At 69.7% G+C, this 17254-nt stretch carries 18 protein-coding genes; 9 read left to right on the plus strand and 9 right to left on the minus strand.

What is annotated here, in order from left to right; translation table 11 throughout:
- Nucleotide 1: 1 nt before the first annotated feature.
- From HNR02_RS19065 to HNR02_RS19085, 5 genes are all read left to right on the plus strand, one after another.
- Nucleotides 2-364, plus strand: a complete 363-nt coding sequence (locus HNR02_RS19065) for a cold-shock protein (RefSeq protein WP_179774502.1) — start codon at nucleotides 2-4, stop codon at nucleotides 362-364.
- A gap of 37 nt (nucleotides 365-401) precedes the next feature.
- Nucleotides 402-1592: a zinc-dependent alcohol dehydrogenase gene (locus HNR02_RS19070; RefSeq protein WP_179774503.1), complete on the plus strand. Its 1191-nt coding sequence runs from the start codon at nucleotides 402-404 to the stop codon at nucleotides 1590-1592.
- A 137-nt stretch (nucleotides 1593-1729) separates the two neighbouring features.
- On the plus strand, nucleotides 1730-2407 hold the full coding sequence (locus tag HNR02_RS19075) for a PAS and ANTAR domain-containing protein (protein ID WP_179774504.1): 678 nt from the start codon (nucleotides 1730-1732) through the stop codon (nucleotides 2405-2407).
- A 54-nt stretch (nucleotides 2408-2461) separates the two neighbouring features.
- The gene (locus HNR02_RS19080) at nucleotides 2462-2926 is read left to right on the plus strand and encodes an SRPBCC family protein (protein ID WP_179774505.1); all 465 of its coding nucleotides are present in this window, start codon (nucleotides 2462-2464) and stop codon (nucleotides 2924-2926) included.
- Nucleotides 2926-3558 (plus strand): UdgX family uracil-DNA binding protein, encoded by a 633-nt coding sequence (locus HNR02_RS19085; RefSeq protein WP_179774506.1) that lies wholly within the window; start codon nucleotides 2926-2928, stop codon nucleotides 3556-3558. The genes HNR02_RS19080 and HNR02_RS19085 overlap by 1 nt, the downstream gene beginning before the upstream one ends.
- Before the next feature lie 545 nt (nucleotides 3559-4103).
- On the opposite strand, the gene HNR02_RS19090 is transcribed toward HNR02_RS19085, so the two are convergent.
- Genes HNR02_RS19090 through HNR02_RS19110 form a run of 5 tightly spaced genes read right to left on the minus strand, consistent with a single transcriptional unit; the run spans nucleotide 4104 to nucleotide 10228 of the window.
- Nucleotides 4104-4667, minus strand: coding sequence for a hemerythrin domain-containing protein (locus HNR02_RS19090; protein WP_179774507.1), 564 nt, complete (start codon nucleotides 4665-4667; stop codon nucleotides 4104-4106).
- 34 nt (nucleotides 4668-4701) lie between these two features.
- Nucleotides 4702-5979, minus strand: coding sequence for a cytochrome P450 (locus HNR02_RS19095; RefSeq protein ID WP_179774508.1), 1278 nt, complete (start codon nucleotides 5977-5979; stop codon nucleotides 4702-4704).
- Nucleotides 5976-6878: an alpha/beta hydrolase gene (locus HNR02_RS19100; RefSeq protein ID WP_179774509.1), complete on the minus strand. Its 903-nt coding sequence runs from the start codon at nucleotides 6876-6878 to the stop codon at nucleotides 5976-5978. The genes HNR02_RS19095 and HNR02_RS19100 overlap by 4 nt, the downstream gene beginning before the upstream one ends.
- Before the next feature lie 35 nt (nucleotides 6879-6913).
- The gene (locus tag HNR02_RS19105; RefSeq protein ID WP_179774510.1) at nucleotides 6914-8938 is read right to left on the minus strand and encodes a CocE/NonD family hydrolase; all 2025 of its coding nucleotides are present in this window, start codon (nucleotides 8936-8938) and stop codon (nucleotides 6914-6916) included.
- Between the two features lie 6 nt (nucleotides 8939-8944).
- Entirely contained in the window at nucleotides 8945-10228 is a 1284-nt protein-coding gene (locus HNR02_RS19110) for an ATP-grasp domain-containing protein (RefSeq protein WP_179774511.1), read from the minus strand.
- A gap of 65 nt (nucleotides 10229-10293) precedes the next feature.
- On the opposite strand from HNR02_RS19110, the gene HNR02_RS19115 reads away from it, so the two are divergent.
- From HNR02_RS19115 to HNR02_RS19130, 4 genes are all read left to right on the plus strand, one after another.
- Nucleotides 10294-11349, plus strand: coding sequence for a DNA polymerase ligase N-terminal domain-containing protein (locus HNR02_RS19115; protein ID WP_179774512.1), 1056 nt, complete (start codon nucleotides 10294-10296; stop codon nucleotides 11347-11349).
- A gap of 242 nt (nucleotides 11350-11591) precedes the next feature.
- On the plus strand, nucleotides 11592-13082 hold the full coding sequence (locus HNR02_RS19120; protein WP_179774513.1) for an FAD-dependent oxidoreductase: 1491 nt from the start codon (nucleotides 11592-11594) through the stop codon (nucleotides 13080-13082).
- Complete coding sequence (locus tag HNR02_RS19125; protein WP_179774514.1) at nucleotides 13007-14152, plus strand: carboxylate-amine ligase; 1146 nt, start codon at nucleotides 13007-13009, stop codon at nucleotides 14150-14152. Before HNR02_RS19120 ends, HNR02_RS19125 begins: the two co-directional genes overlap by 76 nt.
- 40 nt (nucleotides 14153-14192) lie before the next feature.
- Nucleotides 14193-15179, plus strand: a complete 987-nt coding sequence (locus HNR02_RS19130; RefSeq protein ID WP_179775999.1) for an iron-containing redox enzyme family protein — start codon at nucleotides 14193-14195, stop codon at nucleotides 15177-15179.
- On the opposite strand, the gene HNR02_RS19135 is transcribed toward HNR02_RS19130, so the two are convergent.
- From HNR02_RS19135 to HNR02_RS19150, 4 genes are read right to left on the minus strand one after another with little or no spacing between them, the layout of a single operon-like run.
- Nucleotides 15169-15372, minus strand: coding sequence for a CDGSH iron-sulfur domain-containing protein (locus HNR02_RS19135; protein ID WP_312861049.1), 204 nt, complete (start codon nucleotides 15370-15372; stop codon nucleotides 15169-15171). The genes HNR02_RS19130 and HNR02_RS19135 overlap by 11 nt on opposite strands.
- Nucleotides 15350-16000 (minus strand): HemK2/MTQ2 family protein methyltransferase, encoded by a 651-nt coding sequence (locus HNR02_RS19140; protein ID WP_218914013.1) that lies wholly within the window; start codon nucleotides 15998-16000, stop codon nucleotides 15350-15352. The genes HNR02_RS19135 and HNR02_RS19140 overlap by 23 nt, the downstream gene beginning before the upstream one ends.
- A gap of 37 nt (nucleotides 16001-16037) precedes the next feature.
- On the minus strand, nucleotides 16038-17048 hold the full coding sequence (locus HNR02_RS19145; RefSeq protein WP_179774515.1) for a DNA topoisomerase IB: 1011 nt from the start codon (nucleotides 17046-17048) through the stop codon (nucleotides 16038-16040).
- 5 nt (nucleotides 17049-17053) lie between these two features.
- Complete coding sequence (locus HNR02_RS19150; protein WP_179774516.1) at nucleotides 17054-17248, minus strand: DUF2795 domain-containing protein; 195 nt, start codon at nucleotides 17246-17248, stop codon at nucleotides 17054-17056.
- Nucleotides 17249-17254 lie beyond the last annotated feature (6 nt).

The following is a 17254-nucleotide window of genomic DNA, read 5'->3' on the forward strand; positions in this document are numbered from 1 at the left end:
GGTGGTCAGGGGCAAGGTCGTCCGGTTCGACGAGTTGCGCGGGTACGGGTTCGTGGCGCCGGAGGGAGGTGGCGAGGACGTCTTCATGCACGTCAACGATCTCGACGTGGACAAACGCCTGATCACCCCCGGTGTGGTCGTCGAGTTCACGGTCGAGGACGGTGAGCGCGGGCTCAAGGCGTCGGGCATCCGTCTGGTACGCCAGGCCGGTGACGGCGACGACCCGAACCCGGCGCACGACTTCCGCGAGGAACTGACCGAGGCGCTGCTCACCGGGGTCCCCACGTTGACGGCCGAGGAGGTCCTCCGGGTCCGCCGCTGCGTCCTCGAACTCGTCCGTGACCACGGGTGGCTCGGCGGCTGAATGTTTCGGGCCCCTGGTCGCGGGCACACGAACGGGTATGAAGGCTGTTACCTGGCACGGCAAGCGTGACGTCCGCGTCGACGAGGTCCCGGACCCGCGGATCGAGGAGCCCACGGACGCGATCGTGCGCATCACCTCGACCGGCATCTGCGGCTCCGACCTGCACCTGTACGAGGTGCTCGGGCCGTTCATGGGCGAAGGTGACATCCTCGGGCACGAACCGATGGGCATCGTGGAGGAGGCCGGCCCGGGGGTGCCGAACCTCAGGGCGGGCGACCGGGTCGTGGTGCCGTTCAACATCTCGTGCGGTCACTGCTACATGTGCGACCACGGCCTGCAGTCGCAGTGCGAGACCACCCAGGTCACCGAGAAGGGCAAGGGCGGCGCCCTGTTCGGCTACACGAAGCTCTACGGCCAGGTCCCCGGCGGCCAGGCCGAGTACCTGCGGGTCCCGCAGGCGCAGTACGGCCCCGTCAAGGTGCCCGACGGCCCCTCCGACGAACGGTTCCTCTACCTCTCCGACGTGGTGCCCACCGCCTGGCAGGCCGTCGACTACGCCCAGGTCCCGGCCGAGGGCAGCGTCGTCGTGTTCGGGCTGGGGCCGATCGGGCAGATGTGCTGCCGCATCGCCCGGCACCGGGGCGCGGGCAAGGTCATCGGCGTGGACCTCGTGCCCGAGCGGCTCGCGCTGGCCGCCCGCTACGGCGTCACCACGGTCGACGCACGCGCCGAGAAGGACGTGCCGGGCGCGATCCGCGACCTGACCGACGGCCGTGGCGCCGATTCGGTGATCGACGCGGTCGGCATGGAAGCCCACGGCGCGCCGCTGGGCAAGCTCGCGCACCAGATGGTCGGGCTGCTGCCGGACCGGGTGGCCGCCCCGCTGATGGAGAAGGGCGGGGTGGACCGGCTCGCGGTGCTGCACCAGGCCATCGACACCGTGCGCCGCGGCGGCACCATCTCGCTGTCCGGGGTCTACGGCGGCATGCTCGATCCGCTGCCGATGATGGAGCTGTTCGACAAGCAGATCCAGTTGCGGATGGGCCAGGCCAACGTGCGGCACTGGATCGACGACGTGCTGCCGCTGGTCAGCGATGAGTCGGATCCGCTCGGTGTGGAGGACCTCGCGACCCACAAGCTGCCGCTGGACAAGGCGCCGGAGGCGTACCGGATGTTCCAGCAGAAGCAGGACGGGGCGATCAAGATCCTGCTTCAGCCTTCGGTGTGACGGAGGCGGCACGACAGGATTTCCGGACAGCGGAGCGTAGCCCCGGATGATCGCCCGGCTATGATCTGGCTCCCTGGGATTGTCCAGCAGCGTGGCACCCGTGTTCGCAGCAACTCCACTGCAGGAGCCGTTCACGCATGTCCACGTCCCGGAAGCCGGACCCGTTGTCCGACCTGCCCGCAGGCCAGCGCGCCGATCAGGTCGGGATGTACCACTGGGACACCCGTGCCGCGAGGTGGACGTGGTCTTCGGAGATCTTCCAGATGTATGGCTACCAGGCGGGTGCCGTCGAGCCGGGCCTGGAGCTGGTCACGAAGCACGGTCACCCGACCGACCGGCGCCAGCTGGCCGCCGTGTTCGACGAAGCGCGCCGCACTGGTGAGCCGTTCAGCGCGCAGCAGCGCATCCTGGCCGCCGACGAGAGCACCCGCGCGGTCGTCGTGGTCGGCGATGTCGAGGTCGAGGCCGGTGAGACCATCGGCGTCCACGGCTACTACGTCGACCTGACCACCGCCCGCGTCCGGGAGGCCGAGCAGTTGTCGGAGCTGGCCGGTGAGGCCGCCGGGCTGCAGCGCGCGATGGCCTCGCGTGCCACGATCGAGCAGGCCAAGGGCATGATCATGCTCGCCTACGGCCACGATTCGGCGGCCGCGTTCGAGTTGCTCATCCGCGTTTCGCAGCAGAGCAACACGAAGCTGCGTGACCTCGCCGACCGGCTGGTCGAAGCGGTGCACGCCGCGGGCAGGCCGCCCGAGCAGGCCCGTGCCTACCTCGAAACGGTTTTGGCACGATTGTCGGGTCCGGAGGACGTGTAACCCCGGTGGGCCGAGGTACCCGGACCGTGACCGGGAGAAAGGAGACCCACCGCGATGAGCACGATCACCGAGTCCGTTGACGTCGATGTGGATGTCAGCACCGCCTACAACCAGTGGACGCAGTTCGAGTCGTTCCCCGAGTTCATGGAGGGCGTCGAGCAGATCCGCCAGCTCGATGACACCCATATGCACTGGGTGACGAAGGTCGGCGGTGCGACCCGCGAGTTCGACGCGACCATCACCGAGCAGCACCCCGACGAGCGGGTGGCGTGGACGTCCGATTCGGGGCCGAACCACGCCGGTGTCATCACCTTCCACCGCCTCGGCGACAACCGGACGCGGGTGACCGCGCAGATGGACATCGACCCGGATGGTTTCGCCGAGCAGGCCGGCGACAAGCTGGGGATCCTGGACCGCCGGGTACACGGCGACATGGAACGCTTCAAGGCGTTCATCGAGAAGCGTGGCGGGCGGGAAACCGGCGCGTGGCGGGGCGACGTGGAGCGCCCGGGCAGCTGATGGCGACCCGCACGCGGGGTGACGCCGCCGAGTTCGTGCCGGACAGCCATTCGCTGACCCGGCTCCGCTCGGCGGCGCGGGACTGTCACGGTTGCGATCTCTACCGGGACGCCACGCACACTGTTTTCGGGGACGGCCCGGCACCGGCGAAGGTCCTGATGCTCGGGGAGCAGCCGGGGGACCGCGAAGATGTCGAAGGCGCCCCTTTCGTCGGCCCCGCCGGACGTGTGCTCGACCGCGCCCTGGAGGAAGCGGGCGTCGACCGTTCCCAGGTATACGTGACGAACGCTGTGAAACACTTCAAGTTCGTGCCCTCGGAGCGGGGCAAGCAGCGCATCCACAAGAAGCCGTCCCGCGGGGAGATCGTCGCCTGCCGGCCCTGGCTCCTCGCGGAACTCGACGCGGTCCGGCCGGAGACCGTGGTACTCCTCGGTGCCACGGCGGCTTCTTCGTTGATGGGACCGTCCTTCCGGGTCACCGCGCACCGTGGCGAGTTGCTCCCCGCGCCGGACGAGTTCGACGGCCACCCGGAGCAGGTGCTGCCGACGGTGCACCCGTCATCGGTACTGCGGGCACCCGACCGAGCCGACGCCTACGCGGCACTGGTCGCGGACCTACGGGCCGTACCGTAGGCGAGCGCCAGCGAGCCGCAGTAACACCCGAGCTGGGTGGTCATCCCGTCGCCTGACCCTGGACGATCACCTTGAGCCAGGGCCGCAACATCCGTGCTCGCGTGAGGTTTCATGCCAACCTTGCGGCCCTGGCTCAAGGTGATAGGCACAAACCGGAAGGCGACGGGACGACCACCCAGCGACCACCTCGTTGAGGTGAGCCGGACTCGAAAACCCCTGGTCATCCCGGAGCCAGCCCGTCCGGCGAGGACTATCCCTTGATCTTTGAACCCTCGCGTGGGGCAGGCGAGCCGCTGGGCGCGTCGCCGTCGAGTAGTCGGTCACCACAGACCGCCCCCGCCCCTCCTCGCGGATGGTTTCGGTCGCCGAGCAGGCGGGTCAAGGCGGGAAAGCGTGCCTTGACCCGCCTGATCGGCGACCGAAGCGGGCTTGGGATGAGGGGCGGGGGAGGTCCGGGCACGTCTTGGTTGGCTTGCGTTCCCGGGTGTTGGAAAAGAAAGAAAGCCCCTTCGCTGCGCGCGAAGGGGCCCCTTGTAAGGCTGTGATCAGGTGTGGCGCTTGCTCAGGCCGTCCCGGATCTTGTCGATGAAGCCTGCTCCGGGGTCCAGGATGAGGTTCATCGGCGGGCGGTCCGGGGCGCTGGGGTGGGGGCGCGTCGGGGCCATTTTCTTGGCGCGTTCGACTTTTTCACCGAGGTCGCGTAGCTCGTCGGCCGAGCAGGCGGCCTGGAGTTTCGGCAGGAGGTCCTGTTCCTCGTCCTCGATGTGGTGCCGGATGTCGTCCATGAGCTGGCGCATCAGCTCGTCGAAGCGCGGTTCGGTCGCCGGGATGTCTTCCAGCTGCTTCATGACCTGTTCGGCTTCGGCGTGTTCTTCGATCTCGTGGTCGGCCAGCTCGTCGCCCTTTTCCAGGTACTTGCGGGCCGCCGGGTACATGAACTGTTCCTCGGCGACCGAGTGGCGCACCAGTTCGGCGATGACGTGATCGGCCAGGTTGCGGCGGTGCTCGGGGGTTCCGGTGCCCGACTCCAGCTCCGTGAAGACCCGTTCGACGTGGCGGTGGTCGGAGATGATGACCGAGATCAGGTCCGGTGATTCTGCGGCAGTCATGACGACGCGATACCCGCGGAATGCCGACCTCAATCTAGGGATGTGCGGTCAGGCGCAGCGAAAAATTGTCGAAAGTCGCGGGAAGAGGACGGCCGGGAGCGGGGCGCGGTGTCGAATCCACCGTGTAGTCCCGGTCCCGGATCAACGTCGACAACATCACGGAAGTCGTGAACAGCACCAGATTCCGCGCGGGGCACTCGCCGGGACCGGCGCTGAACGGAACCAGGGCGGGCTCCTTCCGCGCACGCCCGTCGAGCCAGATTTCCGGGACGAAACTGTGCGCGAAGGGCAACCGTGAATCGTCGCGGTGGAACAACGGGGTGAAGATCAGCAGGCCCGTACCGGACGGCACCCGGTGGCCGTCCCAGTCGAGATCACGCGTCGTGTCGCGCAGGATCGCGGGCGTCGTCGGCCACAGGCGGATGGTGTCCAGCACGCAGGCGCGCAGATAGTCCGGATCCGGGCCGGCAGCGATGTCCTGACGCGCCTTCTGCCGTTGCGCCGGATGCGTGGCCAGCAGCCCCAGCGTCCGGAACGCCACCATGGCAGCCGCGTCGAACGCGAACAACCAGTGCCCGATCTGGCTCGCCACATCGTCGTCAGCGGAAAGGCTACCGGCCAAGGAATCCGGCGGCGCCTGCGCCAGCAGCGAGCGCACCCGGCCCAGGAACTCCTCCCGCGACGCCCGGCGGCGTGGCAACAGGTACGCCCAGTTGCCCGCCAGCCGCAACTTCCCCAGCAGATCCGTCGTCACGTGGTCGTCGCGCGCATGATCACCGAACACCACGCGCCGCACCGCCCGCCAGAACACCGGCGCGAACGCGTCCCAGTCCAGCGGCCCCGGGCCCAGCGCGGCGAACTCCTCGGCGACCTTCGCCTCCACCGACGGCGCCAGGTGATGGGTCGGGCGGTCCGTCTCCAGCACGCGTTCGTTCCACTCCCGGCGCCGGGCCCGCTCCGGCTCACGGGAGATCAGCACGCCGTGCGGCTGGAACTGCGACAACGCCGCCCGCTTCTCCAGGTTCGCCGGCGTGAACGGCTCCGGCGACCCGGCCAGCACCCGCCCCACGTCCTCGGGGGAGAGCACCAGTGCGAACGACCGCCCGGGCACCGCCAGCCGCAGCAGCCCCTCGCCGTGCCGGCCCCGCAGTCGCTGCATCACCCGCACCGCGGACGCGTCCGCCTGCATCTTCTCCAGTGCCGACATGACCCGCGGGCGCCGCTTGATCACGCCGCCCGCGAGCGTGGGGCCCACCACCCCGGCGAACACCTTCGCCGTCTCCGCCACGGACGCCCTCGGCAGCCCGCTCACCGGGACACCAGCTCCGCGATCCGGTCCGTCGCGTGCTTCGCCTCCGGGATGTTCGCGATCATCCACGCGTGGAACATGCCGCCGTACTCCCAGTACTCCAGCGGCACGCCCTGCTCCCGCGCCTTGTCGTAGAGGTTGCGGGCGTCGGCCAGCAGCACGTCCCGCGTCCCGATGAAGCAGCTCAGCTCACCCAGCCCCCGCAGGTCGCCGTTGATCGGGCTGACCAGCTCGCTGGCCAGGTCCAGCCCGCCCGCGTAGAGGCGCCCGGCCTCCCGCAGCCCGGCGATGCCCAGGTACGGGTCGTGCCGGTCGTACTCCGGCGCCGCCGGATCGTCCATCGTGACGTCCAGCCACGGCGACAGCAACACGATCTCCTTGGGCTGCGGCCGTCCCTGGTCACGCAGCGACCGCGCGAGCACCAGCGACAACCCGCCACCCGCCGAATCGCCCATCAGGATCTGGTCCCCCGGCGCGACCTGGTCCATCTTCTCCTTGTAGGTCGCCTGGACCATCGACAACGTGTCGTCGTAGTGGCTGCCGGGCGCCAGCGGATACAGCGGCGCGGTGACCGTGCAGCCGGTGCGGGCGATCAACCGCGCGAAGAACCGCCAGTGGTCGTCCTGGATCTGGTGCACGTACGCGCCACCGTGGAAGTACAGGACGTGACGGGACGTCGCGTTCGCCCGCGGCCGCACCGTGTACACCGGGTGACCGTGCACCTCGCTGCGGTCCAGGTCGACCTGCCCGCGCACGGCCGGAGGCGGCAGCGCGTTCTCCCGCTGCTGCCGCGGCCCCATGCTCCTGTGCAGGGCGTCGACGTCGCTGAACGTGCGCTTGCGCCAGGTCAGCAGCATCTGCGCGATGAGCAGTTTCGCGTGCAGACTGGTTTTCCCGATCACCGGTCCGGGTTACCCGTGCTCCTCCTTCGTGAAACTCAGACCAGTTTTCGGGGGAATGTCCGGTTCCAGTTGCGGGAGAACACCCGGTGCGCGCCCTCGTACGCGTCGACGGTCGCGTGCAGCACGAACTCCCTGTCCGTGCAGGACAACACCGTGTGCGTCTCGGTGCGTGCTTCCCAGTCACCGCGCGCGAACGTCATGCTCCACTTCGTCTCGCCGCGCACCGAAGCGAAGTCGTCGGCGACCGAGCTGTAACGCTCGTAGGCCCGCCGCGACACGTCCAGTCCGATGTCGTCGAGCCGCATCGTGCCGGAGTCCTTCACGATCTCCAGCGCCGATTCGTACTCGACGAGGTCTCGCGACACCGTCCAGCGCTGCTCGCCCGGCCGCACCTGGGTGGTGGGGATCGGCGCCGCGCCCTCCGGCTCGCCGAACACCGACCCGCTCACCTCGTCGGACTCGCGGATCGGCCGCACCGGCAGGCACACCGAACTGCCCCGGGTGTAGACGGTCAGGCGGGCCGGTTCGGGTGCGGGCCACGCCAGCGGCCAGTACGAAGTGGACAGTGACAGCCGGATCCGATGTCCCGGCGGGAAAGCCTGGGCGACACCGTTGAGTTCGATTTCCACCTGGTACCGCTTGCCCGGCTCCAGCGGCTGCGGGTCGTCGTGCCCGTCGCGGTGGGTCAGGTTCAGCAGCCCGTAGGTCACGCGCGTCGCGCGGCCGTCCGGCTGGACATCGGACAGCCGCGCCGCGACCATCGCCACCGGCTTGTCCACCGACAGTTCGAGCCGCACCTTGGGCGCACCGAGGATCTCGGCCGTCTCGGTCAGCTCGTCACCGTCGAACACGAGCGATCCGCCGTCCTCCTCGCGCTGGTCGTAGGGCAGGTCCGGCGGCGCGTTGTAGGAGGCCCACTTGCCCGCGAACTGGCCCACCGACAACGGCGATTCCACATGCAGGGCCGTGTCCGGGATGTCCTCTTCCCGGAGCGCGATCCGGTGCTGCGCCAGCGGGTAGGTGCGCCAGTCGATGTGCGGCGAGGGCAGCTGCGGCTCACCGACCCACCGGCCAGGACGCTCCTGATAGGACGTGGAGGGCGGCACGCTGTCCTGCATCCAGGCCAGCAGCATCGGCCCGTCCATCGCGCCGTTGTCGCGGTCCTTGAGCCAGTGGTCCCACCAGCGCACGACCTCCTGCAGGTACCCGACCGCCGGGCCGGGCTCACCGAGGTGCGGGTACTTGTGCGACCACGGCCCGATCAGGCCCTTGCGTGGCACGGACAGGTGCGACAGCAGGCGTGTCACGGCGTTGGAGTAGCCGTCGGCCCACCCGCTGGAGGCGAGTACGGGCACGCCGACGTCGCTGTAGTTCTCGCACACCGACGCATGGCGCCAGTAGTCGTCGCGGTGCTGGTGCTCCAGCCAGGTGTCCACCCACGGCCCGACGCCCTCGACTCGCTCGCGCCACATGTCGCGCCAGCGGTCGCCGACCAGCGCCGGATCCGGCGGCAGGGTGCTGTAGGCGAACATGGTCCCGGCCTCGCCGAGGTTGTCCGACAGCATGCAGCCGCCCATGTAGTGGAAGTCGTCGGAGTAGCGGTCGTCGGTGAACGACGAGATGACGATGGCCCGCAGGCTCGGCGGTTTCCGCGCCGCCACCTGCAACGCGGCGAACCCGCCCCAGGAGATGCCCATCATGCCGGTGCGGCCGTCGCACCACGGCTGCCCGGCGAGCCAGGCGAGGACGTCCTCGGCGTCGAGCTGTTCCTGCTCGACGTACTCGTCGGTGAGGACCCCTTCCGACTCGCCCGTGCCGCGCAGGTCCACGCGCACGCAGGCGTAGCCGTGCCCGGCGAGGTAGGGGTGGTGGACCGAGTCCCGGACCGCGGTGAGGTCACGCTTGCGGTACGGGATGTACTCACAGATCCCCGGCACCGGTTCGTCGTCGGACGACACCGGCCGCCAGATCTTCGCGGCCAGGCGAGTGCCGTCGGCGACCGGGATCCGGACGTGCTCCTCCTGAGTGATCTCGTACGGCAGGGAGCGGACCTCCCGCATATCCGATCAGACCTCCTCGAACTCGAAGTTCAGCGCGTCGGTGGTGCGCTGGTACTTGTCCTTCACTTCGGCTTCGCTGTCGGCGCCGGTGTAGACGAACGCCAGCTCGTAGCTGTAGCTGTCCTGTGCGTCCATTTCGGACAGACGCTGTCCTTCGGCGGGCACGATGTCGACGTCGATCCCCGGGATCTCCTGCTGCAGTTGCTCGATCTCCGCGCGGGTGGGCACCCGGCGCACGATACCGTCTTCGAAGCGCCGGTAGTACCACTTGGCCGCGATCTTGTACTTGCCCTTGTCGTCGGGCATCCGCGGACGGCGGCCGAGTCCCAGCTCGATCATGTTGTAGTGGTCGGGCACGCCGTCCACGTTCTCGAACATCTCCGCGTGCGACTGCGAGTGCCGTGGGTTGATTTCGAGCACCTTGACATCCCCGGTGTCCGGCCGGCAGAAGAACTCGACGGAGAACGTGGAGTTGTTCAGCCCGATCTGCTCGATGATCTTCTTGGAGACGTCGAGCATCTTCTCCACCACCGGCTCGGGCAGCTGCGACGGGTACTGGTGACGCAGGAACGACGAGCTGTCCGGGTAGTTGATGGAGTCGAGCGCGCCGTAGACGACGACCTCGCCGTCGTAGACGTAGCCTTCGGTGGCCGCCTGCAGGCCGGTCATCTCCTCTTCGGCGAGCGCGGCGAGCGCGCCGGAGCCGGCGACCTCGGGCGGGATGTCGATGCCGGTCACCTGGTCCAGGATGTACTGGAACGGTTTGCCGACGCGCCCGATGCCGTCCCGGATCTCCTCGACGGCTTCGGTGAACTCCTTCTCGTCCTTGACGTGGAAGGCCAGCTCGGACGAGAACGACTTGACCGGTTTGAGCCACATGGGGAACGACAGGCCCTCCGGCGGTTTCGGTTCGCCGTCGAGGTCGACGAGCGCGAACTTCGGGTGCGCGTCGGTGACCTTCTGCTGTTCGAGGCGGCTCCAGTACTTGTGCTCGCACTTGAGCACGCCTTCGAGGTTGGGGGTGGGGAGCCCGTAGCGGCGCCCGAGGATGGGCACCATGGTGGTGACGGGGAAGTCCCAGTAGCCGACGACCGCGCCGATTTCGCCGTCGAAGGCGTCCAGTTCGGCCGTGGCCCGTTCGATCAGGTCGGCGATCTGGATGTCACCTTCCTGTACGTCGGCCTGGGTCAGCAATCCGTGGTACCGGTAGTTCTCGGCTCCCGGTACGCGGCGGAGGGTCCGCAGGTTGGCGTCGTCGAGGCCCAGCACGAAGATGTCGGTTTCACTCACCCCTGGTTCATCCCCGCTGTTCGAGGGCGGTAAACACCAGCGGGTGACGGGGTACCGTCGGCGACGTGGCCGATCTGAGTGAGTACCGGCGGAAGCGCGACCCGCGCCGGACGCCGGAACCGATGCCCGACCACGTGGTCCCACGGGGGAACGACGACGTGTTCGTGATCCAGGAACACCACGCCCGGCGCCTGCACTGGGATGTCCGTTTCGAGCGGGAGGGTGTCCTGGTCTCCTGGGCGGTGCCGAAGGGTCTGCCGCCCCGTCCCGGGCCTCCTCGCCTCGCCGTGCACACCGAGGACCATCCGCTGGAGTACGCGACCTTCGAGGGCGAGATCCCGAAGGGGGAGTACGGGGGCGGAACGATGACGATCTGGGACAGGGGCACGTACGAAGTGCACCACTGGAACCCCCACAAGGTGGACGTGGTGCTGACCGGTTCGCGGGTCTCGGGCCGTTTCGTGTTCGTCAACAGCCACAAGGACGACTCCCGCGACTGGCTGGTGAAACGCGTCGACAGCGGTTCCGGCGAAGAGCTGCCCGACTTCGTGAAGCCGATGCAGGCCCGGCCCGGCTCACTCCCGGACGAGGACGGATGGGCGTACGAATTCCGCTGGCAGGGCGAACGTGCCCAGGTCCGGGTGGAAGGCGGACGCGTCGCGGTGCGCGACCGGACGGGGACGGACGTCACCGAGCGGTACCCCGAGTTGCGCGCCCTGGGCGAGGAGCTGGGCTCGACGGAGGTCCTGCTGGACGGCGAGATCATCGTGCTGGAAGAGGGCCGCCCCAGCCGGAAAGCGCTCAAGTCCCGCGTCGAGGCCGATGCACGGACGGCCAAACGCCTGTCCCAGCGCACACCGGTGCTCTACCTGCCCTTCGACGTCCTCCACGCCGAGGGGAAGTCGCTGTTGAACCAGCCCTATCGCAAACGCCGGGCGGCGCTGCGCAAACTCGAGCTGGCGGGCGAGTACTGGCGCACCCCGGACTCCTACGACAAGGACGGCGCGGACGTCCTCGCGGCAAGCCTGGCCAACGGACTCGGCGGAGTGACGGCCAAACGCCTCGACGCACCTTACGAACCAGGCAAACGCAGCGAAGCATGGCGAACAGTGAGCAAGTAGCACCACTCGGTGGGAGCTTTCCGCCACCCGCACCGGAAGCCCGCACACGACCGGCCCAGACCTCCCCCGCCCCTCATCCCCAGCCATCCGAGAGGAGGGGCGGGGGGCGGTCGAACCCAAGCCGACCGATCACCGGCCGCCCAAGTGACCAGCGGTCGCCTCACCACTCCAAGGCGACCACCCAGCTTCCTGGTACTGCAGCTCCCGCGTTTCGCCGTCGTTGCCTGGGGCAATTCTGTGCCGTGAGCATCGAGCTGCCTGAACCGAGGTCTCTGTGGGTGGAGACGGCCCCGGCGCCTGATCGATCCGGTCATGAGCTGCCCGGGGAAGCCGACGTGGTCGTCATCGGGGCCGGGATCGCCGGTCTCACCGCCGCCTACGGGCTCGCGAAGGCCGGTAAATCGGTCGTCGTCGTCGAGGCGGCTGAGGTGGCGTCGGGGGTGTCCGGGAACACCACGGCCAAGTTGTCCGCCCAGCACGCCCTCAAGTACGCGACCCTGACCTCCCGCAAGGGTGCGGAAGGCGCCACCCGCTACGGGCGCACGCAGCTCGACGCCGTGGAGTGGGTGGCCGCCACCGCTGCCGAGCTGGGCATCGAGTGCGGCCTCGCCCGCCGGGACAGCTTCGTCTACTCCACCGACACGTCCCAGTTGAGCAAGCTGCAGGAGGAGGCCGACGCGGCAGCGTCGGCGGGCCTTCCGGCGGACTTCGTCGAGCAGGTCGACCTGCCGGTGACGACCGTCGGCGCCGTCCGGTTCGTCGACCAGGCCCAGTTTCACCCGCGCAAGTGGCTGCTGGGGCTCGCCGAGCACATCGAGCGGCTCGGTGGGCGGATCGTCGAACGGGCGCGGGCCCACACACTCGACGAACGGCCCTCGCCCATCGTGCACACCGAACGCGGGCAGATCAGGGCACGGGACGTCGTCGTGGCGACCCATTATCCGATCTTCGACCGCGGGCTGTACTTCGCCCGCCTCGACATCACCCGTGACCTCGTCGTGGCGGGCGAAGGGGACGCGCCGACCGGGATGTACCTCGACGCCGTCACCCACCGCTCCCTCCGCGGCCACACCGAGGGCGACCGCCGGTATCTCCTCGTCGGCGGCGACCACTACCGCACCGGCGAACCCGTCGACGTCGAGGCCCGCTACCGGAAGCTCGCCGAAGCGGCCACCACGTTCGGCCTCACCAAGGCCACCCACCGCTGGTCCGCCCACGACATGAGCACCCTCGACGGCGTGCCCTACGTCGGCCGCTACCACCCGGCCACCCACCATGTGTGGGTCGCGACCGGCTTCGGCCAGTGGGGCATGAGCGGCGGGACCAGCGCCGGGCTGCTGCTGACCGACCTCATCACCGGCGACGGGCATCCCGCGGCCGGCCTGTACGACCCCAACCGCTTCGACCTGCACTCCTCCGTCACGCTCGCCGAGGACGGCGTGAAGGTCGGCAAACAGTACGTCACCGGCTACACCCGCGCGCTCACCGCCACCCCGGACGACCTCGCACCCGGCGCCGCGCAGGTCGCGCGCCGCGGGAAGGACGTCGTCGCCTCCTACCGAGGCGAGGACGGGAAACTGCGGCAGGTCAGCGCCCGCTGCACCCACCTGGGCTGTGTGGTCGCGTTCAACAACGCCGAGAAGACCTGGGACTGCGCATGCCACGGATCGCGATTCGGCACGGACGGCTCGGTGATCCAGGGCCCGGCGACCCGCCCGCTTCCGCCGGTCTGACGTTCGGGGTCGAGGAGGAATTCCTGCTCCTCGACCCCGCCACCGGCGCGACCCTGCCCCGCGCGGCCGCGATCCTCGCCGCCGACCCGCCCCTGCCACCCGGCGCCACACTGCACCGCGAACTGCGAGCCACCCAGGTCGAGACCGCGACCGGCGTCTGCACCGGGGCGCGGCAGCTGCGTGACCAGCTCGTCCGCAACCGCAAGGCGCTCGCCGACGCGGCCAGGTGGCACGGCGCGGTGGTCGCCTCCGCGGGCACCCCTGTCCTGTCCGGACCGTCCACATCGGAAAACCAGGGCGGCCGCTTCGGTGACATCGACCGGCTCTACCGCGGTATGGTCACCGACTACGAGGCGTGCGGCTGCCATGTACACGTCGGCATTCCCGACGTGGAGACCGCCGTCGCGGTGATGAACCACCTGCGCCCGTGGCTGCCGTCGCTGCTGGCGCTGTCGGTCAACTCGCCGTTCGACCACGGCCGCGACACCGGGTACGGCAGCTGGCGCGCGGTGCAGCAGTCCCGCTTCCCCGGCGCGGGAATACCGCCGTACTTTCCCGACTCCGGCGCCTACCGCGCCGAGGTGCGGCGGCTGGTGGAGTGCGGTGCACTGGTGGACGAGTCGATGTCGTTCTGGCTCCTGAGACCGTCGACGTCGTTTCCCACACTGGAGTTCCGCGTCGCCGACGTGGCGTCCACGGTAGACGAAGCGGTGTTGCAGGCGGTGTTGTCCCGTGCCCTGGTGCGCCGCGCGCTGGCCGAGCTCGCCGAGGGCGTCGCGCCGCCCGAGCTGTCCGGGCAGGTGGCGGCTGCCGCGCTGTGGGCCGCGGCCCGTGACGGGATCGACGGCGACGGTGTGCATCCCGTGCGAGCCCGCCGCTTGCCGGCGTGGCAGCTCGTGGACGAACTCGTCACGCACGTCGCACCCGCGCTGGACGACACCGGCGACCGCGACCTCGTCGCGATCCTGCTCGAACGGCTGCGCCGCGACGGCAGCGGCGCACGGCGGCAGCGCAAAGCCGTCACGGCAGGACTGCCCGCGCTGCTCGCGACCCTCACCCACCGGGCTTAACGTGGCCGCGCGGGGGTAACCGGCTGTCGTGACGACTGCCATGATGCTCGCTCTTCCGGAGGCCAGGGGACCGCTGTCCGAAGCCGTGACCGAGGCACTGGGCCGCGACGAACGCGGCGACTTCCCGGAACTCCCGGTGACCGCGGACACCGACCCGTTCGGCGACGACCTGCAGCTGGCTCTGCACCTGTGCTACGAGCTGCACTACCAGGGGTTCGCCGGGGTCGACCCGGACTGGGAGTGGGACCCGGACCTGCTGCGCCTGCGCGCGGCGATGGAGCGCGTGTTCCTGGCCGCGCTGCGCGCGCACACCGCTGGTGGCGACAACGTCGAGGATGCGCTGGCGCCGCTACTGGTCGAACCGGTCAACGGCAGCGGGCTCTCGCACTTCCTGGCGGCCGAGGGCACCTGGCAGCAGATGTGCGAGTACTTCGCGCTGCGCTCGGTCTACCACCACAAGGAGGCCGACCCGCACGCGTGGGCGATCCCGCGGCTGCGGGGCAGGCCGAAGGCGGCGCTGGTGGCCGTGGAGTTCGACGAGTACGGTGGCGGCCGGGCCGACCAGGTGCACGCGCAGTTGTACGCGGACCTGCTCGACGGCGCCGGGCTGGACTCCGGCTACCTGGCCTACCTGGAGCACGCGCCGGCGTGCATGCTCGCGGTGGTCAACATGATGTCGGTGTTCGGGCTGCACCGCCGGTTCCGCGCGGCGCTGGCCGGACACTTCGCCGCTGCCGAGATCACCACGGCACCGAGCGCGCAGCGCATGGACAAAGCGTTGCGGCGCCTGGGCGCCGACGAACGGTGCCGGTACTTCTACACCGAGCACATCGAGGCCGACGCCGTCCACGAGCAGGTCATGCGCCGCGACGTGATCGGGGGCCTGCTGGAGACCGAGCCGGAACTGGCGGGCGACATCGTGTTCGGCATCCAGGCGACGGACGTGGTGGAGCAGCGCTTCGCCGACCACGTGCTGAGCGCCTGGCAGGCAGGCGAAAGCGCGCTGCGGAAACCGTTCAGTCCCTGACGCGCTTGCGGTGGCTGGTGTCGCAGAAGGGGTAGCGTTTGCTGCGACGGCACGCGCACACGGCCACCAGAAAGCGGTCCGAACGCGCGATCGTCCCGTCGGGCATCTCCAGCTCGACGGGACCCTCGACGAGCATCGGCCCGCCCTCGACGAGCGTGACCCTACGGGCGTCAGCGTTCGGTCCGGTCGGCACGGATCACCACCAGCTCTTCGTGGCGCTGCCCCGGCGCGATGAGCCCGGCGCGTTCCAGGAAGTCGACGCGGCCGCGCAGCACCGGCCCGAACGGCTCGATCGCCCGCGCCACCACGGATGTCTTGAGCCCGTTGTCGCGCAGGGACGCCACTGTCCGGCGGATCCCGCACAGCGACGAATGCACGACGAGCATCGTCCCACCGGGACTGAGCAGCTCGAAAGCCCTGTCGCACAGGCAGTCCAGGTGCCTGCGCCCGTCGGCGCCCGCGTCCCAGGCCATCGCCGCGCCTCCCGCGTCGTGAGAGGACTCGCACGGCACGTAGGGCGGGTTCGCCAGCACGACGTCGAACGGCGCGCCGTCGATGGCCTGGGAGAGATCGCCGTGCCGGACCTCCACGGGATACCGCCGTGTGTTGAACCGTGCGCTCAGCACCGCGGGCAGGTACCGGTCCACCGCGGTTACGCTCCCGGCTCCACCGCGGACCGCGGCGATCGCCAGCGCGCCGGTGCCGGTGCACACCTCGAGAACCCTCGCGCCGTCCGGGAGTCGCGCCTCCCGCATCGCCCGCGTCATCAGCCAGGTGTCGGCCTGCGGCCGGTACACCCCGGGAAGTCTCAGCAGTCTCAGCAGTCTCACCTGGTGCAGGTACCACCAGGACAGTCGGTCAAACCCCGGACAGCAGCCGGATCACGGCCCGCTCCAGCACCTCGCGGTCCTCGTCGCGGCGGATTCCCGCCCGCCCGATGCGCCGCACGGCCGGGGCGATCGTTCTGCCCTTTTCGTGGGCCCGCACCACGCGTGGGTCCACATAGGACTTCCGGCAGACGGCCGGGGTGTTGCCCAGCTCTTCGGATACCTCGCGCATGACAGCCGCCTGCGCGCGTTTCAGTCCACGCTGGGACGTGACCGGATCGGCCACGGCGAACGCCGTCGCGGCCAGGACGGTGGCGTTCCACGTTCGCAGGTCCTTGGCGGTGAACCCGTCACCGGCGATCTCCTTGAACCGCTCGTTGATGTCGTCGGCGTGCACCTCGTGCCAGCCCTCGCGGGTGCGGTAGGCGAGCAGCCGGTCACTGCCCGTCCGCGCCCGGCGCAGCGCCTTGACCGCCGCGGCCAGCTCGGGATCGGTGATCGTGATGTCGCGCTGGATGCCGCCCTTCGCGGGGTAGCAAAAGGTGAGCACGTCCCGCTTGACGGTCACGTGCTCCTGCAGCAGTGTGGCCGCGCCGTAGGTGCCGTGCTCCTCGGTGTACTCCTCGCTGCCGGTGCGGAAGACACCGCGGTCGAGCATGCGCAGCGCGGTGGCCAGCACCCGGTCGCGCCCCAGGCCCGGCCGGGCCAGGTCCCCGGCGACGCGGCGGCGCCACTTCGGCATCCGTTTGGCCAGTTCCAGGACGCGGTCATGCTTCTCCTCGTCGCGCGCCTGCCGCCACTGGTCGTGGTAGCGGTACTGGCGGCGGCCCGCGTCGTCGACGCCGATCGCCTGGATGTGGCCGTTGGGGTGCGGGCAGATCCACACCTCCCGCCACGCCGGGGGCACGGCGAGGTTCTTGACGCGCCGCAGCGTCTCCTCGTCGCGCAGCGGCTCCCCCTCAGGGGTGAAATACCGGAAACCGCGCCCGCTCCGCCGACGCCGGATACCGGGCTCGTCGAGCCTGCTCTTGCGCAGCCGCATCGGCGTCAGGTGATCTCGCCGCAGGCAGTGGTCACCGAGTCGAGATCGCGGTAGGTGGAGTCCGGGATCGCGCCCAGGTGTCCGAGAACGCTGTCGTCCGCACCGTGGGCCGTGGCCTGACGGATCAGCTCGGACCGCTCGCATGGAAAGTCCACTTCGGACAGCAGTGCGCGCAGCCGGTCGGGGTCGGGCGTGGTCATACCGCC

The sequence above is a fragment of the Amycolatopsis endophytica genome (assembly GCF_013410405.1).
In the GTDB taxonomy this organism is placed as follows: domain Bacteria; phylum Actinomycetota; class Actinomycetes; order Mycobacteriales; family Pseudonocardiaceae; genus Amycolatopsis_E; species Amycolatopsis_E endophytica.